The organism is Dentiradicibacter hellwigii (assembly GCF_041770905.1).
GTDB lineage: Bacteria > Pseudomonadota > Gammaproteobacteria > Burkholderiales > Rhodocyclaceae > Propionivibrio > Propionivibrio hellwigii.
This window is the reverse complement of record NZ_JBEUWX010000002.1, coordinates 156403-172383: the sequence shown is the minus strand read 5'-3', so window position 1 is coordinate 172383 and position 15981 is coordinate 156403. Positions and strand designations below refer to the sequence as shown.

17 protein-coding genes and 1 pseudogene are annotated in these 15981 nt (G+C 51.5%); 7 read left to right on the top strand and 11 right to left on the bottom strand.

From position 1 onward, the window contains the following. Window positions 1-22: 22 nt before the first annotated feature. From rplI to ABCS64_RS03115, 5 genes are all read right to left on the bottom strand, one after another. Window positions 23-469 carry a 50S ribosomal protein L9 gene (rplI, locus tag ABCS64_RS03135; RefSeq protein ID WP_418890469.1) on the bottom strand — a complete coding sequence of 149 codons (447 nt, stop codon included), beginning with the start codon at window positions 467-469 and terminating at the stop codon, window positions 23-25. Between the two features lie 14 nt (window positions 470-483). Beyond that, on the bottom strand, window positions 484-759 hold the full coding sequence (gene rpsR, locus ABCS64_RS03130; RefSeq protein ID WP_418890468.1) for a 30S ribosomal protein S18: 276 nt from the start codon (window positions 757-759) through the stop codon (window positions 484-486). After that, window positions 752-1045 (bottom strand): primosomal replication protein N, encoded by a 294-nt coding sequence (gene priB / locus ABCS64_RS03125; RefSeq protein ID WP_418891861.1) that lies wholly within the window; start codon window positions 1043-1045, stop codon window positions 752-754. Before priB ends, rpsR begins: the two co-directional genes overlap by 8 nt. A gap of 29 nt (window positions 1046-1074) precedes the next feature. Then, entirely contained in the window at window positions 1075-1500 is a 426-nt protein-coding gene (gene rpsF, locus ABCS64_RS03120) for a 30S ribosomal protein S6 (protein WP_418890467.1), read from the bottom strand. Window positions 1501-1718: 218 nt separating this feature from the next. Beyond that, window positions 1719-2978, bottom strand: coding sequence for a GGDEF domain-containing response regulator (locus ABCS64_RS03115; RefSeq protein WP_418890466.1), 1260 nt, complete (start codon window positions 2976-2978; stop codon window positions 1719-1721). A gap of 292 nt (window positions 2979-3270) precedes the next feature. On the opposite strand from ABCS64_RS03115, the gene ABCS64_RS03110 reads away from it, so the two are divergent. The 7 genes from ABCS64_RS03110 to ABCS64_RS03080 all read left to right on the top strand — a co-directional run bounded on the left by ABCS64_RS03110 (window position 3271) and on the right by ABCS64_RS03080 (window position 9307). Continuing rightward, window positions 3271-3798 carry a C40 family peptidase gene (locus ABCS64_RS03110; RefSeq protein WP_418890465.1) on the top strand — a complete coding sequence of 176 codons (528 nt, stop codon included), beginning with the start codon at window positions 3271-3273 and terminating at the stop codon, window positions 3796-3798. Between the two features lie 194 nt (window positions 3799-3992). After that, window positions 3993-4724, top strand: coding sequence for a leucyl/phenylalanyl-tRNA--protein transferase (gene aat / locus ABCS64_RS03105; protein ID WP_418890464.1), 732 nt, complete (start codon window positions 3993-3995; stop codon window positions 4722-4724). 9 nt (window positions 4725-4733) lie between these two features. Further along, window positions 4734-5480 (top strand): arginyltransferase, encoded by a 747-nt coding sequence (locus ABCS64_RS03100; protein ID WP_418890463.1) that lies wholly within the window; start codon window positions 4734-4736, stop codon window positions 5478-5480. Between the two features lie 209 nt (window positions 5481-5689). After that, the gene (locus ABCS64_RS03095) at window positions 5690-5878 is read left to right on the top strand and encodes an antitoxin YezG family protein (protein ID WP_418890462.1); all 189 of its coding nucleotides are present in this window, start codon (window positions 5690-5692) and stop codon (window positions 5876-5878) included. A gap of 256 nt (window positions 5879-6134) precedes the next feature. Continuing rightward, on the top strand, window positions 6135-6575 hold the full coding sequence (locus ABCS64_RS03090) for a hypothetical protein (RefSeq protein WP_418890461.1): 441 nt from the start codon (window positions 6135-6137) through the stop codon (window positions 6573-6575). A 262-nt stretch (window positions 6576-6837) separates the two neighbouring features. After that, complete coding sequence (locus ABCS64_RS03085; RefSeq protein WP_418890460.1) at window positions 6838-8352, top strand: ABC transporter permease/substrate-binding protein; 1515 nt, start codon at window positions 6838-6840, stop codon at window positions 8350-8352. Window position 8353: 1 nt separating this feature from the next. Next, window positions 8354-9307: a zinc-binding dehydrogenase gene (locus tag ABCS64_RS03080; protein ID WP_418890459.1), complete on the top strand. Its 954-nt coding sequence runs from the start codon at window positions 8354-8356 to the stop codon at window positions 9305-9307. Window positions 9308-9652: 345 nt separating this feature from the next. Here ABCS64_RS03080 and ABCS64_RS03075 read toward each other — a convergent pair whose 3' ends face one another. From ABCS64_RS03075 to ABCS64_RS03050, 6 genes and pseudogenes are all read right to left on the bottom strand, one after another. After that, entirely contained in the window at window positions 9653-10882 is a 1230-nt protein-coding gene (locus ABCS64_RS03075; protein WP_418890458.1) for an HsdM family class I SAM-dependent methyltransferase, read from the bottom strand. Beyond that, entirely contained in the window at window positions 10807-11118 is a 312-nt protein-coding gene (locus tag ABCS64_RS03070) for an SWIM zinc finger family protein (RefSeq protein ID WP_418890457.1), read from the bottom strand. The genes ABCS64_RS03075 and ABCS64_RS03070 overlap by 76 nt, the downstream gene beginning before the upstream one ends. 151 nt (window positions 11119-11269) lie before the next feature. Then, the gene (locus ABCS64_RS03065; protein ID WP_418890456.1) at window positions 11270-12289 is read right to left on the bottom strand and encodes an HNH endonuclease; all 1020 of its coding nucleotides are present in this window, start codon (window positions 12287-12289) and stop codon (window positions 11270-11272) included. Window positions 12290-12307: 18 nt separating this feature from the next. Continuing rightward, complete coding sequence (locus ABCS64_RS03060; RefSeq protein WP_081253372.1) at window positions 12308-13309, bottom strand: DNA-methyltransferase; 1002 nt, start codon at window positions 13307-13309, stop codon at window positions 12308-12310. Between the two features lie 81 nt (window positions 13310-13390). Beyond that, on the bottom strand, window positions 13391-14437 hold the full coding sequence (locus tag ABCS64_RS03055; RefSeq protein ID WP_418891860.1) for a DUF3418 domain-containing protein: 1047 nt from the start codon (window positions 14435-14437) through the stop codon (window positions 13391-13393). 36 nt (window positions 14438-14473) lie between these two features. Then, window positions 14474-15979 (bottom strand): annotated as a pseudogene (locus ABCS64_RS03050) (type I restriction endonuclease); the annotation flags it as partial. Window positions 15980-15981: the final 2 nt, after the last annotated feature.

Below are 15981 nucleotides of genomic sequence, written 5' to 3'. Positions count from 1 at the left end.
CGCCAGTGCTTTTTACCCCGCGTTACTCACCAACCACCTGCACCTTGACGTTCGCCAGCACATCGGTATGCAGGGCAACTTCCAGCGCGGTTTCTCCCGTCGTCTTGAGCGGCCCTTCGGGCATGCGGATCGCTGATTTTTCGACCTCAAAGCCCTGTACTTGCAGCGCTTCGGCAACGTCGTAGTTGGTCACGGAACCAAACAGTCGACCATCGACACTCGCCTTGCGTGCAATCGTCAATACAATACCTTCCAGCTTGTCGGCGATCGCCTGGGCGGCGGCCAGCTTGTCGGCAGCGGCTTTCTCAAGTTCGGCACGGCGCGCCTCGAATTCGGCCAGTGCGGTCGGCGTCGCCCGCTTGGCCTTGCCCTGCGGAATCAGGTAATTACGTGCGTAACCATCCTTGACTTTGACGAGGTCACCCAGATTGCCCAGATTGACGACCTTTTCCATCAAAATTATCTGCATCGTCCTATCCTCGCTTATTGGTGGTTATCGGTGTACGGCAAGAGCGCTAGGAAACGCGCGCGCTTGATGGCAACAGACAGCATACGCTGATAGCCGGTCTTGGTGCCGGTCAGGCGTGCCGGCATGATTTTGGCGTTTTCAGCGATGTATTCCTTGAACAGATCGACATCCTTGTAATCGATGAATTCGACCTTTTCTGCCGTAAAGCGGCAGAATTTGCGGCGCTTGAATGCTCCGCCACCACGCCTTTTGACGTTCTTATCGTCCTTCTTTTTCATGAATCTAGCCATTTTGCTTTCCTTCAACAAATTCAATTTTGGTGATATGCAATCTCAGCTGTCTGCTTTGTCGGCTTTTTGCGGCGATAAACCCCGTTAGACGAAGCTCGGTTCCGGGCGCCGCAGCCTGTAGCCAGTTGGCACATTCTCCCAAGGCAATCGCCGGAACTTCGCATTCAACCTGGCGCTGAACGCCTGCTTCTACCTGCTCGGAAACGTGTTTAACGAGACATTCGACAACCGGCGTCCCTGCCGGCGTAAAACGCAGATTGCGGCGTTCGACCAGGATGCCTGTCAGTACGATGCAGTTCAGCCGAACCTCGAAATTCAGTCCGCAGCCGCAACCGGCTGTGCTTCCGGTTGCTCTGGTTGTGCCTCAGCGCCAGACTCCGTCGCTGCAGGCGCATCCTGAGCCGCCAACATCGACTTGGATTTTTCCTCCTTCATCATCGGCGAAGGCGTCGTCACGGCATGCTTCATCCGAATGGTCAGATGACGGAGAATGGCGTCATTGAACTTGAAGCCATGTTCAAGCTCGGTCAGCGTTTCACCGCTGCACTCGATATTCATCAGCACATAGTGCGCCTTGTGCAGCTTCTGGATAGGATAGGCAAGCTGGCGGCGTCCCCAGTCTTCCAGGCGATGAAGCTGGCCGCCCTGCGAAGTCACCAGTGTCTTGTAACGTTCGACCATCGCCGGAACCTGTTCGCTCTGATCCGGGTGGACGATAAAAACAATCTCATAATGGCGCATGCAAACTCCTTATGGTTAAAGCCCTCCGCCATGCGAACGGTGGGGCAAGGTGGAAAAGTGGGCAATTATAACTGCTCACACCGTCATAAATCAATGAAATGCCCGTGAAAGTCGGTTTTCCACGGCATCGGTTAACTGATGGACGCTATCCGGTCATACACGACAAACATACAGTACAAACGCCAGGAAACACCAGCAATATCCGCTCAAAAGTCGCCCTAAGTATCGACTTTGGGTGCATTCAGCGTGTTGCCCCTGGTACGCATCATGGCCTGCAATTTGGCCGCTGCGCCTCCTAAAGATAATCCGAGCTTGAGTTCCCGGTCAAGCAGTTTCAGCAAAGGCAACAGACGATAACCAAGCGCTGGCAAATGCGGCGACACTCTATCCTTGTTGCCGGTCTCGAGTAACGCCAAGGCCTGCTCGATCGTCAGCGTTTCCGTATTTCCCCGGTCGACATCGGCTGCGATCACACAATCTCCGCCTGCTTTCTGGGCTTCCTCCAGGCGATGTGAAGCCAATTCGAGCAGCGCTTCGGCCGAAGCGACGCCATCTGCAGGGAAATTACCGATTCCGATGCTGACGGAAAGGCTCAGCCGATCACCGTGAGTGCTGATTTTGGCTTTTTTGATGGCCTTCCTCAGGCGATTGCTGAATGCTTCACAATCCGTGCCATCAAGATCCGGAGAAATGATCGCCAACCGATCGCCCACATAACGCCCAAGTCCATCATTTTCGCGGACTCGGCCACTGAGAATAGCCACGAAACGCTGCTGTAACTGCTGCACCACAGCGTCACCATGTTGTGCACGCAAATCGGCGACATTGTCGAATTCCATGACTAAAGCGCTGATTCGGCCATGATTTGCCCGGGCACGCCCCATTGCCTGTTTTGCCATGGCAAGCAACGCCATTTTCGACATCACGCCTGGCAAATCTGCTTTTTCGGTACGCACAGGCGCTTCTTTTTCTTTCTCAGTATTCTCTATATTTTCCGTTTTCTCCGCCGTTTTCTCCGTACTTTCTGCCGGTTCGGTATTGTCTTCGCCTTGGGTCGTAGCGTCTGTCGCGCGCGCTGCTATATCTTCAGCCGTTGTCCCAAGGATCGCATCAAGGCGTGGCAACAGCTCATCCGCCAGCGCCTGACGATCGATAAATTCAGTCGCGCCATGTGATTTTGCCCGCGCAACCGCTTCGGTATCATCGCCAACGACCAGCAATATCGGCATCTGCCCAAGCCGCGATAACGCCGAAGCACGCATCCGTTCTAAAAGCGCATCGCCATTAAGCAGCGGCATAGAAAGCGAGCACACAACCACACGAATCGTCGGATCGACGAGCAAGGCCTGCCAGGCCAGCTCACCATTCGCTTCTTCGCGAAATGCATAGTAATTGCGGATTTGCCGTGCGAGCATCGTGCGTGCCATACGCGACTCATCGACGATCAGGACGCGCGGAATGGAATCGGACTTACTCATACGCCCTCCTGCACATTATTTCTCTGCACCTCAACTCATTGATTTTTATAGATTCCATCATTTTTTACCCTATCACTTTCCAGAACAATAAAAAAATATTCCAGAAAAATTGAGAAGTAAAAATATACATTCAATTTTAGGAAATGCCTATCTTAAAAAATGCCCCTCAAATATTTTATAACGTATCAAAACGGCAAAAATAAAGCTGCGTGTGACATTTACTCAAATAATTTATCTAGAAAATGACCGCAAATGTTTACAGTCCGCTGATTTTCAGCTAAATTTCGCCCTCATGAATTTTTCCGACTCCTTTTTTCAACTTCTTTTTGCTGTTGCGATCACTTTAGGCGTAGCAGGGCACGCTGCCGCAGCAGAGCAACCATTCCCCCCACAGCAACCGTGGCCGGCTGAAGAGCCCTCCCTGCTTGAACGCTACACCACCAATGCCCAGGACCTGATTCTGAAAGGGCTGGAACTCGTCGGCATCAATTACCGCTTTGGCGGTACGAATCCGGATAGCGGACTTGATTGCAGCGGGTTTGTCCAGATCGTTTTCAAAGACGCGCTCGGTAAACTCCTGCCGCGCACCGCCAAAGAGCAGAGTCAGGTGGGCGACGAAGTCTCGCGCAATGAGCTAAAGCCTGGCGACCTCGTATTTTTCAACACGATGCGCCATGCTTTCTCACACGTCGGCATTTACCTCGGCGACAATCATTTCGTCCATGCCCCGCGTACCGGCTCGGAAATTCGCGTCGAAGACATGAGCCAAAGCTACTGGGCCAAGCGTTACAATGGCGCGCGCCGCGTCCTCCAGCGCTGACGCTGAGCGGCATACACATACATCGCTAAACGGCATACCTGATTATTGATTCGGTCAAAAAAAGTTTTCGCCAAGTCAAGAATCAAATATCCCGACACTCTCTTACACCTGTTCACCGCCGATGAGAAAAGGACGTTCTGTACGTCCTTTTATTTTTTCCTGACGCCCGCACGCCCCTGGTTCCGTCATCTGTAATGATTCCCTGGCTTGATGATAATAGCGATGATTTCCCGCCATGTGAAACTGCGCTACATACGCCTAACGGCCTGCTCTGCGCCGGCGGCGACCTTTCGCCTGCGCGCCTGCTGGCCGCTTACCAGCGCGGCATTTTTCCGTGGTTCTCACCGGGCGAACCGATTCTCTGGTGGTCGCCCGATCCGCGCATGACACTCGACCCGGCGGCTTTCCGGCCATCCCGTTCCCTGCGCCAACGGCTGAGGCGCGGCGGCTACGAAGTCCGGCTGGATTACGACTTCGCCGCCGTTATCCGCGCCTGTGCCACGATGCCCCGCAAAGGACAACACGGCACCTGGATTACCAGCGAAATGCAAACCGCCTACCTGCGGCTTCATACACTAGGCTATGCCCATTCGGTCGAAACCTGGATCGGCGGACAACTGGCGGGCGGCCTATACGGTGTTGCCCTCGGCGGCATGTTCTACGGAGAATCCATGTTCGCGCGCACGACCGATGCCTCCAAGATCGCCCTCGCCCACCTGGCACGCTACCTGCGACAGCGCGGCGACGCACTCATCGACTGCCAAATGACAACGACGCATCTCACCTCGCTCGGCGCCCGCGAAATGTCGCGCAGCGACTTCATTGCCCGCATCCGGGAACTGAGCGCACTCGATATTCCCGCCGGTCGCTGGCCATGCGACGGCGCCCGTCAATCGTGGGAAAGCGCCACCCCCGCTGAGCATTGACCTGCTGCCATGTCACATCCCGACGCTGCTCGTCTGCCTTTCTCGCTGCTCCAGTTTCACCGGACGGATACCTACCCCTGCAGCTACCTGCCCGACCGACAGGCACGCTCGCTCGTCGCCATTCCGCCCGGTCTAATCGACAGCGCCCTCTATAGCCGGCTCGTGCGTCACGGATTCCGGCGTAGCGGCCCGTTTTCCTACCGGCCGGACTGCACCAGCTGCCGCGCCTGCGTGCCGGCACGCATCCCCGTCCAGCGCTTTGTCCCTAACCGCAGCCAGCAACGCAGCCTTAGACGGCACGGCACGCTGATGGCTACGGAACGCCCGCTCACCTACAACGAAACCCACTACGCCCTTTACCGGCGCTACCAGCACGCCCGCCATCCCGGCGGCGGCATGGATCAAAGCGATCCCGACCAATACGCCGAATTCATACTGCAAAGCCATATCGACACCCGGCTGATCGAATTCTGCGAGCCGGAAAGTGGTACGCTGCGCATCGTCAGCCTGATCGACCGTCTCGACGACGGTCTCTCCTCCGTCTATACCTTTTTCGACCCCGACATCGCCGGCGCCAGCTTCGGCACTTACAGTATCCTCTGGCAAATCACCCGATGCGCCACCCTGGGCCTGCCCTATCTCTACCTCGGTTACTGGATTAAGGAATGTCGGAAAATGGCTTACAAAGCCGGCTTTCAGCCAATCGAAGGGCTGATCGACGGCCTCTGGCAGCCACTGCCGCAGGGACAGTCTTAAAAAATTCCGATTTGATATGAAAACGGTAGAAGAAGCATATTAAATGTTCGCACAATACATACTTGATTTTATTAAAACCCGTAAATGGGACAATGTTTTTTGCCAATGCCAAATCTTTGACAAGCTGGCATCAGCTGGTTGTTGGTTAGAATAAAAGATAAAAATCATTTGACTGGCCTAGTGAAAATCTTTCAGAAGGTAATGCAGCCATGTTTCTTCATGATGATCTTTTACGCACCACGGGGCAGCGCATATGGGGACTCACATTTACGCTATACCCAACAGGAAAATTCAATATTGAGTATGACTATGAAAAACCTGAAGGCTATGAAGAGACTGATGAAGTAATTTCTGGAGAAGAAATTAATCAATCCTTGAATAACTTATTTAAAAGTTAATCTATCGAAATAATGACCAGTCGCCTCTGCATTTATCTGGAGTTGGTCGGAAAATGCTCTCCGGCGGCGACCTGCTCCTGCCCGCCAGCCCACTGTTTACGCAGGTTTCCGGCCTGCCTTCCCGCAAACGCTCTATTGGCGTGGGGTTCCGGGCAAGCGGCCGCTGGCCGGTCAGGCAAAAGCGCAGGAAGTCTATAACCGCCTGCGTCTTGACGAGTCGTATAAGAAGCATGCCAATCCGGCCATCGCGCAGGCGGTGACGCTGGTCACCGCTGTGGCGCTGACGGTCGCCTCCAACGGTACGGCGATCGGCGCGGCGCTCGGTCAAACCGGCGGCACGGCGGTGACGCTCAATGCCGGCGTGATCGGCCTGGGCAGTACGATGGTCGGGCAGCTCTCTGCCGGGGCGTCCTTTAACGAGGCCTTCCAGGCCGGGATGAAGGCCGGCGTAGTCTCCGCCGTGGCGGCCGGGGCCGCTTATGGGGTGAATGATTATCTGGGGCTTAACCCAACCGGGGTCGATGCGACCGGTAAGCTCACGTACTCGGAAGCGGCGATGCGTTATTACCGTCTTTCTGCAGTGGAGCGGTTGGGTACAGGGACGTTCTGGGCGCAGGCCTCAAGCAATGCCGTGACCCGGGGTGTGTTGGCACAGGCGCAGGGCGGTAAGTTCGCTACCGGGATGGTCGGCGGTTGAGCTGTTTTTGGCGGGCGGGAAATAAGGTTGCCTGCAAGGTACGCTTGGCAGACTACCCATCCCAGAAAATAATCTGAGGGTGTTGGTGCGCCTAATCGAACACCCATAAAAATCGCCGTGTGATTTTTATGAGTAAGCCTCACCGTACTACTTGTACTGTCTTCGATTCGCCGTCTTCTCAGCTTAATTTCTGGGATTGGTATAACCTTGTTTTTACCAAGCATACATTTTCAATCGGCTATTTATCATAAGGGGCAGGCCGATGGACTCTCTTTCTTTTGCGCATTTGTGGCAGGCGATGCTGGAGCACCTGTGGCTGTCGGCGCTGTCGCTGGCGGCGGCGATTGTCATTGCCGTGCCGCTTGCCGTGTGGTTGGCCGAGAAGCGCCGCCCGGCCGAACTGGTGTTGCAGGGCACCGGCGTGTTGCAGACGATTCCCTCGCTGGCCCTGCTGGGGTTGTTGATTCCGCTGGTCGGTATTGGCTCGCCGCCGGTGCTGATTGCGCTCACGCTCTACGCCCTGTTGCCGATTTTCCAGAACACCTTGCTCGGTCTGCGCCAGATTGACCCCGCCATCAAGGAAGCGCACACCGCCTTCGGCCTGTCGCGCGCGCAGGCGCTGGCGCGGATTGAGCTGCCGATGGCGTTGCCGGCGATTATTTCCGGCATCCGCACCGCTGCCGTTCTGGTCATCGGCACGGCAACGCTGGCAGCGCTGATTGGTGCGGGCGGGCTGGGCAACCTGATTCTGCTCGGCATCGACCGCAACGACATGGTGCTGACCTTTACCGGTGCGGCGCTGGCCGCCGTACTGGCGGTGCTGATGAGCGCGTTCTTCGCTTGGCTGCAAGCATCCCGCCACAAGGCGGCACTGCTGGGCGCGCTGCTCTTGGGGCTGGGCGCAGTCGGGCTGGCGCAATTCGCTGCCGCGCCAACGCGGCAGACGGTAGTGGTCGCGGGCAAAATGGGCAGCGAGCCTGAGCTGCTGATTCATATGTACAAACTCTTGATTGAGCAGCACGATCCGCAGCTGCGTGTCGAGATCAAGCCCAATTTTGGCAAGACGGCCTTCCTCTTCAACGCCCTGAAAAGCGGCGACATCGACATTTACCCCGAATTTACTGGCACGGTGCTGGAAACACTGGTGCAGGTGCCGCCCGACGAAAACAGTCGCGCATTAAGCCAGGACGAGACCTATCAACTGGGCGCGCGCCTGCTCAATGAACAATTCGGCCTGCGCCTGCTGCCGCCGATGGCCTATGAAAACACCTACGCCCTCGCCGTGCCGCAAAGCTACGCCACCGCGCACCGCTTGCAGCGCATTTCCGACCTGGCGCGTGTGCAAAACAGCGTCCGCGCCGGCTTTACCCTGGAATTCATGAACCGGCAGGACGGCTACCTCGGCTTGCAGCGGCATGGCATCCGCTTCACTCACGTCGTCAGCCTTGAACCGGCGCTGCGCTACACCGCGCTGGACAGCGGCCACATCGACCTGCTCGAAGCCTTCTCCACAGACAGCGAGCTGCGCCAATACCACCTCACCGTGTTGCAGGACGACATCGCTCTCTTCCCCCACTACCAGGGCGCGCCGCTGATGAAGGCAGCCTTCGCCGAAGCGCACCCCGGCATCGTGCAGGCGCTAAACGTGCTGGCTGGGCAGATCAGCGCAGAAGAGATGAGCGGGCTGAACTACCGCGTCAAGGCGCAGGGCGAAAGCGCGGCAGCGGTCGTCAAAGATTTTTTGCAGCAAAAAGGCTGGTTAACACAGGGGAAATAGCATGAAAGCCATCGTTATCTACGAGCCCGGCAGCCCGGACAAGTTGATTTACCAAGATGTGCCGATGCCGCAGGTCAAAGAAGGCTGGTCGCTGGTCAAAGTCAGAGGCTTCGGCATCAACCATTCCGAAATCTTCACCCGCGAAGGGAAAAGCCCCAGCGTGCGGTTCCCGCGCATCCTCGGCATCGAGTGCGTTGGCGAAGTTGCGGAAAGCAGTACGCCCGCCCTGCAAGCGGGGCAGAAAGTCGCCTCCATCATGGGCGAGATGGGGCGTGCGTTCGACGGCAGCTACGCCGAATACGTCCTGCTGCCGAATGCGCAGATTTACCCCATCGACAGCGACCGCGACTGGGCAACCCTCGCCGCCATCCCCGAAACCTACTACACCGCCTTTGGCTCGTTGCAACAACTGCGCATCGCGCCACATGACCGTGTGCTGGTGCGGGCAGCGGCTAGCGGTGTTGGCGTTGCCTTTGCCCTGCTGCTGAAAGCGCGCCTACCGCACATCACCCTGCACGGCGCCTGCCGCAAATTAGAAAAGGCCGAGCGCCTGCGGGCGGTGGGCTTCGATGCCATCATCGCTGATAGCAACGGCGTGCTGCAAACCGATGAGCGCTACGACAAAATCCTTGAACTGGTCGGCCCCGCCACTCTGCGCGACAGCCTGGCGCATATCAATGAAGGCGGTATCGTTTGCCAAACGGGGCAACTCGGCAACCAGTGGTACCTCAACGACTTCGACCCCATCATCGAACTCAAATACAACAGCTATCTCACCACCTTCCATTCCACCTTGGTGTCGGGCGAGCGGATGGCTTCTCTGTTCCGCGACATTGACGCACACAACGTGCCCGTTCCCATCGAACGCCGCTACACCCTCGAACAGGTGCCCGACGCGCACCGCTTTTTGCAAAGCGCGGACAGCTTCGGCAAAGTCGTGGTGGTGAATGAATGAAACACTGCCAGAGCAAAGCGGAACTGACCGCCGCAGGACGGCATTTTTACGAGCGCGCCCGCTGCTGCAACTGCCGCGTTACCTCTACGCCGCGCCCGCCTATCAGGCGGAACCCATACTACAACTGGTTCGGACGCGAGCCGAAAACCGTGCTGAATTTCTTGGCGAAGCATATGGATTTGAAAAAAGCCGTCTGAAAATCCTTTAAATAGGGTTTTCAGACTGCCTTCTGCCGCTTGAAGGTCGTCTGACAAGCTTGGTGTTGACAGAGTTAAATCGCAAAAGCAACCTGCATATTGGGAAAACCTAAGTGCAGGCTGCTTTTTATTTTTTAGGCAGCCTTACTTATCCGTTAAACCTCAGTGTTTGCAGCTTTTCTTTAATCTGTTTTTCCAATTCCGCAGATTCGGTGAAGAGCTTGTCTACATCCGCCGAAAATCCCGCCATTTTCTGCTCAAATTCATCGGCAGAAATATCCACATAATCAATCTTTACTTCAAAATATTGACCTGCCGACAGGCTGTAGTTTTTGGCTTTGATTTCATCGTAGCTGACCACCACGCTAAAATCTTCCACAGCTTGTTTGTGCGTGAAGGTATTGCAGATTTTTTGTTCTTCTGCGCGGGAGAGTACGGTTTTTTGGTTTTTGCCGTCTTTGATTTTTTCGCCCAAGCCCGATGCGTCGATTAATACCACTTTGTCTTTATTGGATTTATCGATAAACAGAATAGAAACGTTGGTTCCCGTCGTGGCGAAAATATTGGAAGGCATGGAAACCACGCCGGCGAGCATTTTGTTTTCCACCAAATATTCGCGGATTTTTTTGTCGATACCCGATTGGGCAGTGATAAAGCCCGTCGGCAACACAATCGCCGCTTTGCCGTTTTCTTTCAGGCTAAACAGGATATGCTGGATAAAAAGCTGGTAGATTTCCATCTTATCCGTATCTTTCGCCTTGATTTTCGGGATTCCGGCAAAAAAGCGTTCGCGGTTTTCATCGCTTTCCAGTTGGTCGCGGAAATCGCTGAAATCGAGTTTAAACGGCGGATTGGAAACAATGAAATCAAATTTTTTCAGACGGCCTGAAGCATCTTTATGGGCGGGCAACAAAATCGTATTGCCTTGAACCACATTATTCAAAGAATGCACCAAATTGTTCAAAATCAGATTCAGCCGCAAAAGATTGGACGATTTTTGCGAAATATCCTGCGTATAAATCATACATTTGTCTTCGCCGATGGCGTGTGCGACATTCATCAACAGCGTTCCCGAACCGGCCGACGGGTCGTAAACGTCCACGCTGCGGATTTGCCCGCGCACCTCCTCCGGCACCAAAATATCCGCCATAATCCGCGCCACCGCATGCGGCGTGTAGTATTCGGCGTATTTGCCGCCTGAATTGCTGTTGTAGTCTTTAATCAGGTATTCAAAAATCGTGGCGAAAAAGTCGAATTTTTGCGCAAAAATCGCCTCGAAATTAAAACCCGCCAGCTTGGAAATCAGCGCACGGCAAAAATCATCGCGTCGGTTTCGTCCGGCTGCCCATCCGGCGTTTGAGCGCGCACCGCATACCACAACGCCGCCATATGCTTGCACGCCCCGCCATAAGGACAATCGCAGCCCCCGTCCTTAATGTACAAATCACTATCCAGCTTCAGCCATACCGAATAGTTTTCCGAACCGCACACCTCCGCCCGATAACGCCCGGCGGAAGTTTTTTGGACATCGCGAACCTTACCCTGCTGAAAATACAGCAGTCCGCGTTCGACGATGTGGGGCGGAAATAGGCGGGGTAGGTAGATACCGGACATGGTTTGCTTCCAAGAAGTTTTTGAAACATGAGGAGTTTACTGGTTCGGGCGACGTTTGGGGAGAGGGTGGTGAGAATCCTTGTTTGGTAAAGTGGCAAAAGGTCGTCTGAAAATGGGGTTCAGACGGCCTTTTGGGGTGGTTGAATACAGGTTAAGGCTTACGTTTAGGAATATTTCTATAATGATTTGCTTGAATTATATTTTCAATATTAGGTCGTTGGTTTCTATCTTGTGGTAAATAAATAGTTCTATTAGCAAATTGTTCCAAGTAATCTATTCCATCTAATTGATTAATATCATATAACTCTTTTCTTTTATTAGGATTTATCTGCATTTTAAAATCTTCATCTATATAGATTAGTGAATTATCATAGGCTCTATGTAAAGTTGGATTTAGGGCCAAGCCATTTGTAACATGGTCTGTACTAATATTGCTAGCAACTGGAAGTATGTGTGCTGCATCGAGTAACTTTAATTGCATACGAGAAATTGCGCATCTATAATCGTAAGCAGCGAGTACAATTTTTCTAAATTTAGATTCTCGAGATAATTTTTGCACTTTCTGCACAATTAATTTTCTTTCTAAAGGTAATGTTTCAATATCTCGTTCTATTTCATTTATAATTTGTTCATTTGTATTATTTTCAATAGAGCTAGTTAATAAAGGAACAATCTCTACATTGCCTGTTTCATGTAGTTCTTTAGCATTTAAACAATATTGAATAAATAAATCTGGACGAACACCAATTGCAATCTCACTGTTATCTTTGGTATAAAATCCAAATCCATCTTGTAAACCTGTATCAAGAGCATTCAAATTAATTTGAATGGATGGGGAGCCAACCGAAAATGTTTTATGTTTTTCAAGACTAAATCCTGCAAATACATTTTGTGTGGGAGAGTAACCCATTAAAACAGTATATCCATTTGGATTTATTGCAAGAGGAGAATTAACAGAAGTCATTTGAATTCTAAATTCTCTAGATGAACGTTGTCCTCCACCATGAGTAACTGTCCAGATATAAACCCATAATTCAAAACGGTTATCTTGGAATTGAACAATAAATTTATAAGGTTTATTGTTCCCTCCTAGAAATATTGCACTACCACCTGATGCTTGAATAGCATCGAGTAGAATCTCTATCATTTGAGGTTGACGTATTGCAGCCATAATAATTTCCTAAAATTTTTATTTAGTTATTGGGCGTCTTGTCTTCCCGCCATCTGCTGGTAATTGTTCTTCATTAGAAAGAATATCCAACTCACTGCCCCATAATGAGGCTGGATGTGAGATAGTATAGTTATTTGTTTTTTTAACTATATGTTGAACTGGAAAACGTAGTTTCGCTCCTTCTATATAATCTTCTTCTAATTCGACACAAGCCCATTTACGATTAAGTCGCTCTGCTGCTTCTCCTGTAACACATGAACCACCAAAAGGATCAAGCACCATATCTCCTTCATCAGTCAGCATTCGGATAAACATTTCAGGCAAATCTATTGGAAATCTTGCAGGATGTGGTTTGATACCTTTTTCTTTGCATTTTTTTAAATAGGGAGAATTACTTTCAGTATTAGCAATAGCAATTAAATTTGGAGGAATTGCTGCACCATTGTTAGAAGAGAACTTATCACTAATATCATGACCACTTGGGCGTAATTTAGCATCATAACCATTTTTTAACAGCCCTTTCATCGCATCGCTGTATGGAATCAATACCCTACGATTGCTTGCTTTGGGCCAAGGTGTTTTTGATAGCCACCAAACGCAATTAATTGCATCCTTTACACGAATCCTTCTGATATTAACCCATTCTGCTGGAGTGGGCAGTTTTGCAGGATTCCACCAAAAAAAATCTTGTGCTAAATGGAAACCAAATTCCTTACATAGCATTATTAATAATTCGTAGTGATACAGTGAACGTGTAGGTTGTCCTGCTAACCATGCACCACCAATATCAATAACCAGTGAGCCGTTGGAGGCTAGAATTCGATGGAATTGTTCTGCAAATGGCTTGAACCAATCTAAGTATTCATGTGCATCAACATTGCCATAATCTTTTTTTCTTACTAAACCAAATGGTGGAGAAGTCATAATAAGATTAACTGTTTCATTGGGTAGATATTGCATATAATCTAATGAATTTGCATGGTAAATATTACCTAATTTAGTTTGGAGAGATGCTTTCATTTAGTTGTGACTCTGTTTAAATTAACGAATATTGTACTCAATTTTAATGTCCATTTGTTATCTACTTAAAAATTAGATATTTTATAATCCTTCCAATCCCTCCCACACCTTCAACAACCTCTTCACCGACACCGGATACGGTGTCTTCAATTCCTGCGCAAACAGCGACACTCTCAATTCTTCAATCATCCATCTAAACTCGGCGAGGTCGTCTGAAACGGGTAGTCCTTGTTTCACCAAGCCGTCGGTTTTTTCCTGCCACATTTGTTCCAATTCCTGTATGTCTGCTTCGCGGGCTGCGTCACGGGCGGGGTTGCTGCTGTATTTTTCAAGGCGCAGGGTCATGGCTTTGAGGTAGATGGGGAGGCGCGGCCATTGTGCCCACGGGGTGCGGGTGGCGAAGCCGGCGGCGAGCAAGGTTTGCAGGGCTTTTTTTAAGGCTAGAAGCTGTTTTTTATCTTCTATTTGGCTGATTTGGCGGCAAAATTCTTCGGCGTTTTCGGTATCGAAATCAAACAGGGCGTTTTTAATGTCAGCAATTTCCTGTTCGATTTCTTCGGCAGTTTTGAATAGCTGGCTGTAACTGCCGATTTCGTCGCCCAATTCGTTAGAAAGTTCGTCCCAATAGGCGCGGTTGGTTTTGTCGAATTCGCGCTCGATGTCGGCAAAATCGACGACGTAGCCGTAACGGTAAGATTTGTAGGTGCGGTTGGCGCGGGTGAGGGTTTGTAAAAGGTTATGGGCTTTTATCAGTCTGCCCAAATAGAGTTTTTTCAGGCGCGGCGCGTCAAAGCCAGTCAAAAGCATGTTGTACACAAATAGGATGTCGGTTTTGCCTGCTTTGAAATCTTTAACCCATTGGTCGCGTTCGTCTTTGGTGCCAACGTCGTGCAATATCAGTGCGGCGGTGAAATTGTGGTCTGAGGCCGTCTGAAAATGCTCAAAAAGCTGATGTGCCTGTTCCGCGCTGTCGCAAACGACCATGGCGCCGAGGCTGTCGTCTTGGTTGGTTTTTCTGAATTTGGCGAAGTCGTCCAAGATATAGTCAAGCATCGGGCGGACGAAGTGCGGATGGGCGTAGATTTCTTTGCGGTCAAAGCTGCCTTTTTCGACTTCAAGCGGCGCCAATGCAGCCTGCAATTCGGCTTTGTATTGGCTGCTGATGGCCTCGCGAATCAGGCGCAGGGTGTAGCCGTCGGCAATGGAGGCGTTGTAATAGTATTTATGGATGTAGTCGCCGAAGAGTTCGCGGGTGTTGACGTTGCCTGCGGTTACGCCGATAAGCGGCGTGCCGGTCAGCCCGATTTTGACGGCGTTTACGTCGGACTAGTTGAGGTTGGCAAGAAACGAGCCTTTGGGGTTGTAGCTGCGGTGTACTTCGTCGAGAAAATAGACACGCTGGATGGCGAGGTCGTAGTCGTTACGGGCGACGACATCGGGGTCGTCTTTGAATTTTTGGATGTTGACGACAGTGATTTCCGCTTTGCCTGCGTGGTTGTGCAAAGTTTGGGCGGATTTGATGTCAGCAACAAAGGCTTCGCGGCTGTCGATGGTATGGACGATTAAGTTACGGTCGGTAAATTCCTGATGCGCCTGTTTCAATAAATCGAGCCTGTCCACGATGAAATAGAATTTCGGCACGATGCCCTGTTTGGCGTAATAGTGGGTCAGGTAGCGGGTGTTGTAGTAGGCAAGCGCGGTTTTGCCAGAGCCTTGGGTGTGCCAAATCACGCCTTTTTTACCGCCGTTTGCCAAATGTTTTTCAATGGCGAGAGTGGCAAATAGCTGCGGATAGCGCATGATGTGTTTTTGCAGCGCGCCTTGGTTACTTTTAACGTACGTCAGCCCGTGTTGCAGGAGAAAGGCGAGGCGCTCGCGGCAAAGCAGCGAAGTCAAAATGCGGTTGGTCGGCGTATCGGGCGATTTGTTGCTGACGAATTCGGGGCTGTGTTTGATAACGGGCAGATTATTGTCTTGCAGAACGTTGTTTTCAAGGTCGTCTGAAAGTGTGTTCAATAACTCGGCAAGGTTTAATTTATGCTCTTCGCGGAAATAGTTAAACACGGGCTTACCGTAAGCAGACGAAGCGTAAAACGCGCCTTGTGCCGGTTCGGTTGCGCCGTCGTCGTATTCCATGTTGTTGGAAAAAATCATGAATTGGGTGATGTTGATGAAACGGCGAAATTTGGGGTTGTTCGCGCGTTTGCCCATGCGCTCCCGCTCTTCGCCGATGCCGCCTTTGTTGTTGGGCTTTTTGACTTCGATAAAGACCAAAGGCATGCCGTTTACCAGCAGGGTAATGTCGGGGCGGAATTCTTCATCGCCGTTAATGCAGGGCAATTCGGTTACAACGTGGAAACTGTTGTTATTGAAATTTTGGAAGTCGATCAGTTTCTTGCCGCCGGATTGATTGGTGAGGCGTTCGTAAAATTTTTGTCCCAAGTCTTCGTTATCTAACTCAATAGTGATGTCGGTCAGCAAACGGCGTGCATCGTCCGGCGACAAATCAGGATTGATGCGGCAGAGACTTTTTATAAAGATTTCGGGAAAGATGTTGGTTTGTTTGTCCCAATTTTCGTTTTTGAGCGAGAGGTAGTCGTAGCCCAACCGCATCAGATGCAAAATGGCGGGGATTTTGACGCGGGAGTTTTCGTTGTAAGTTTTGGGCACAA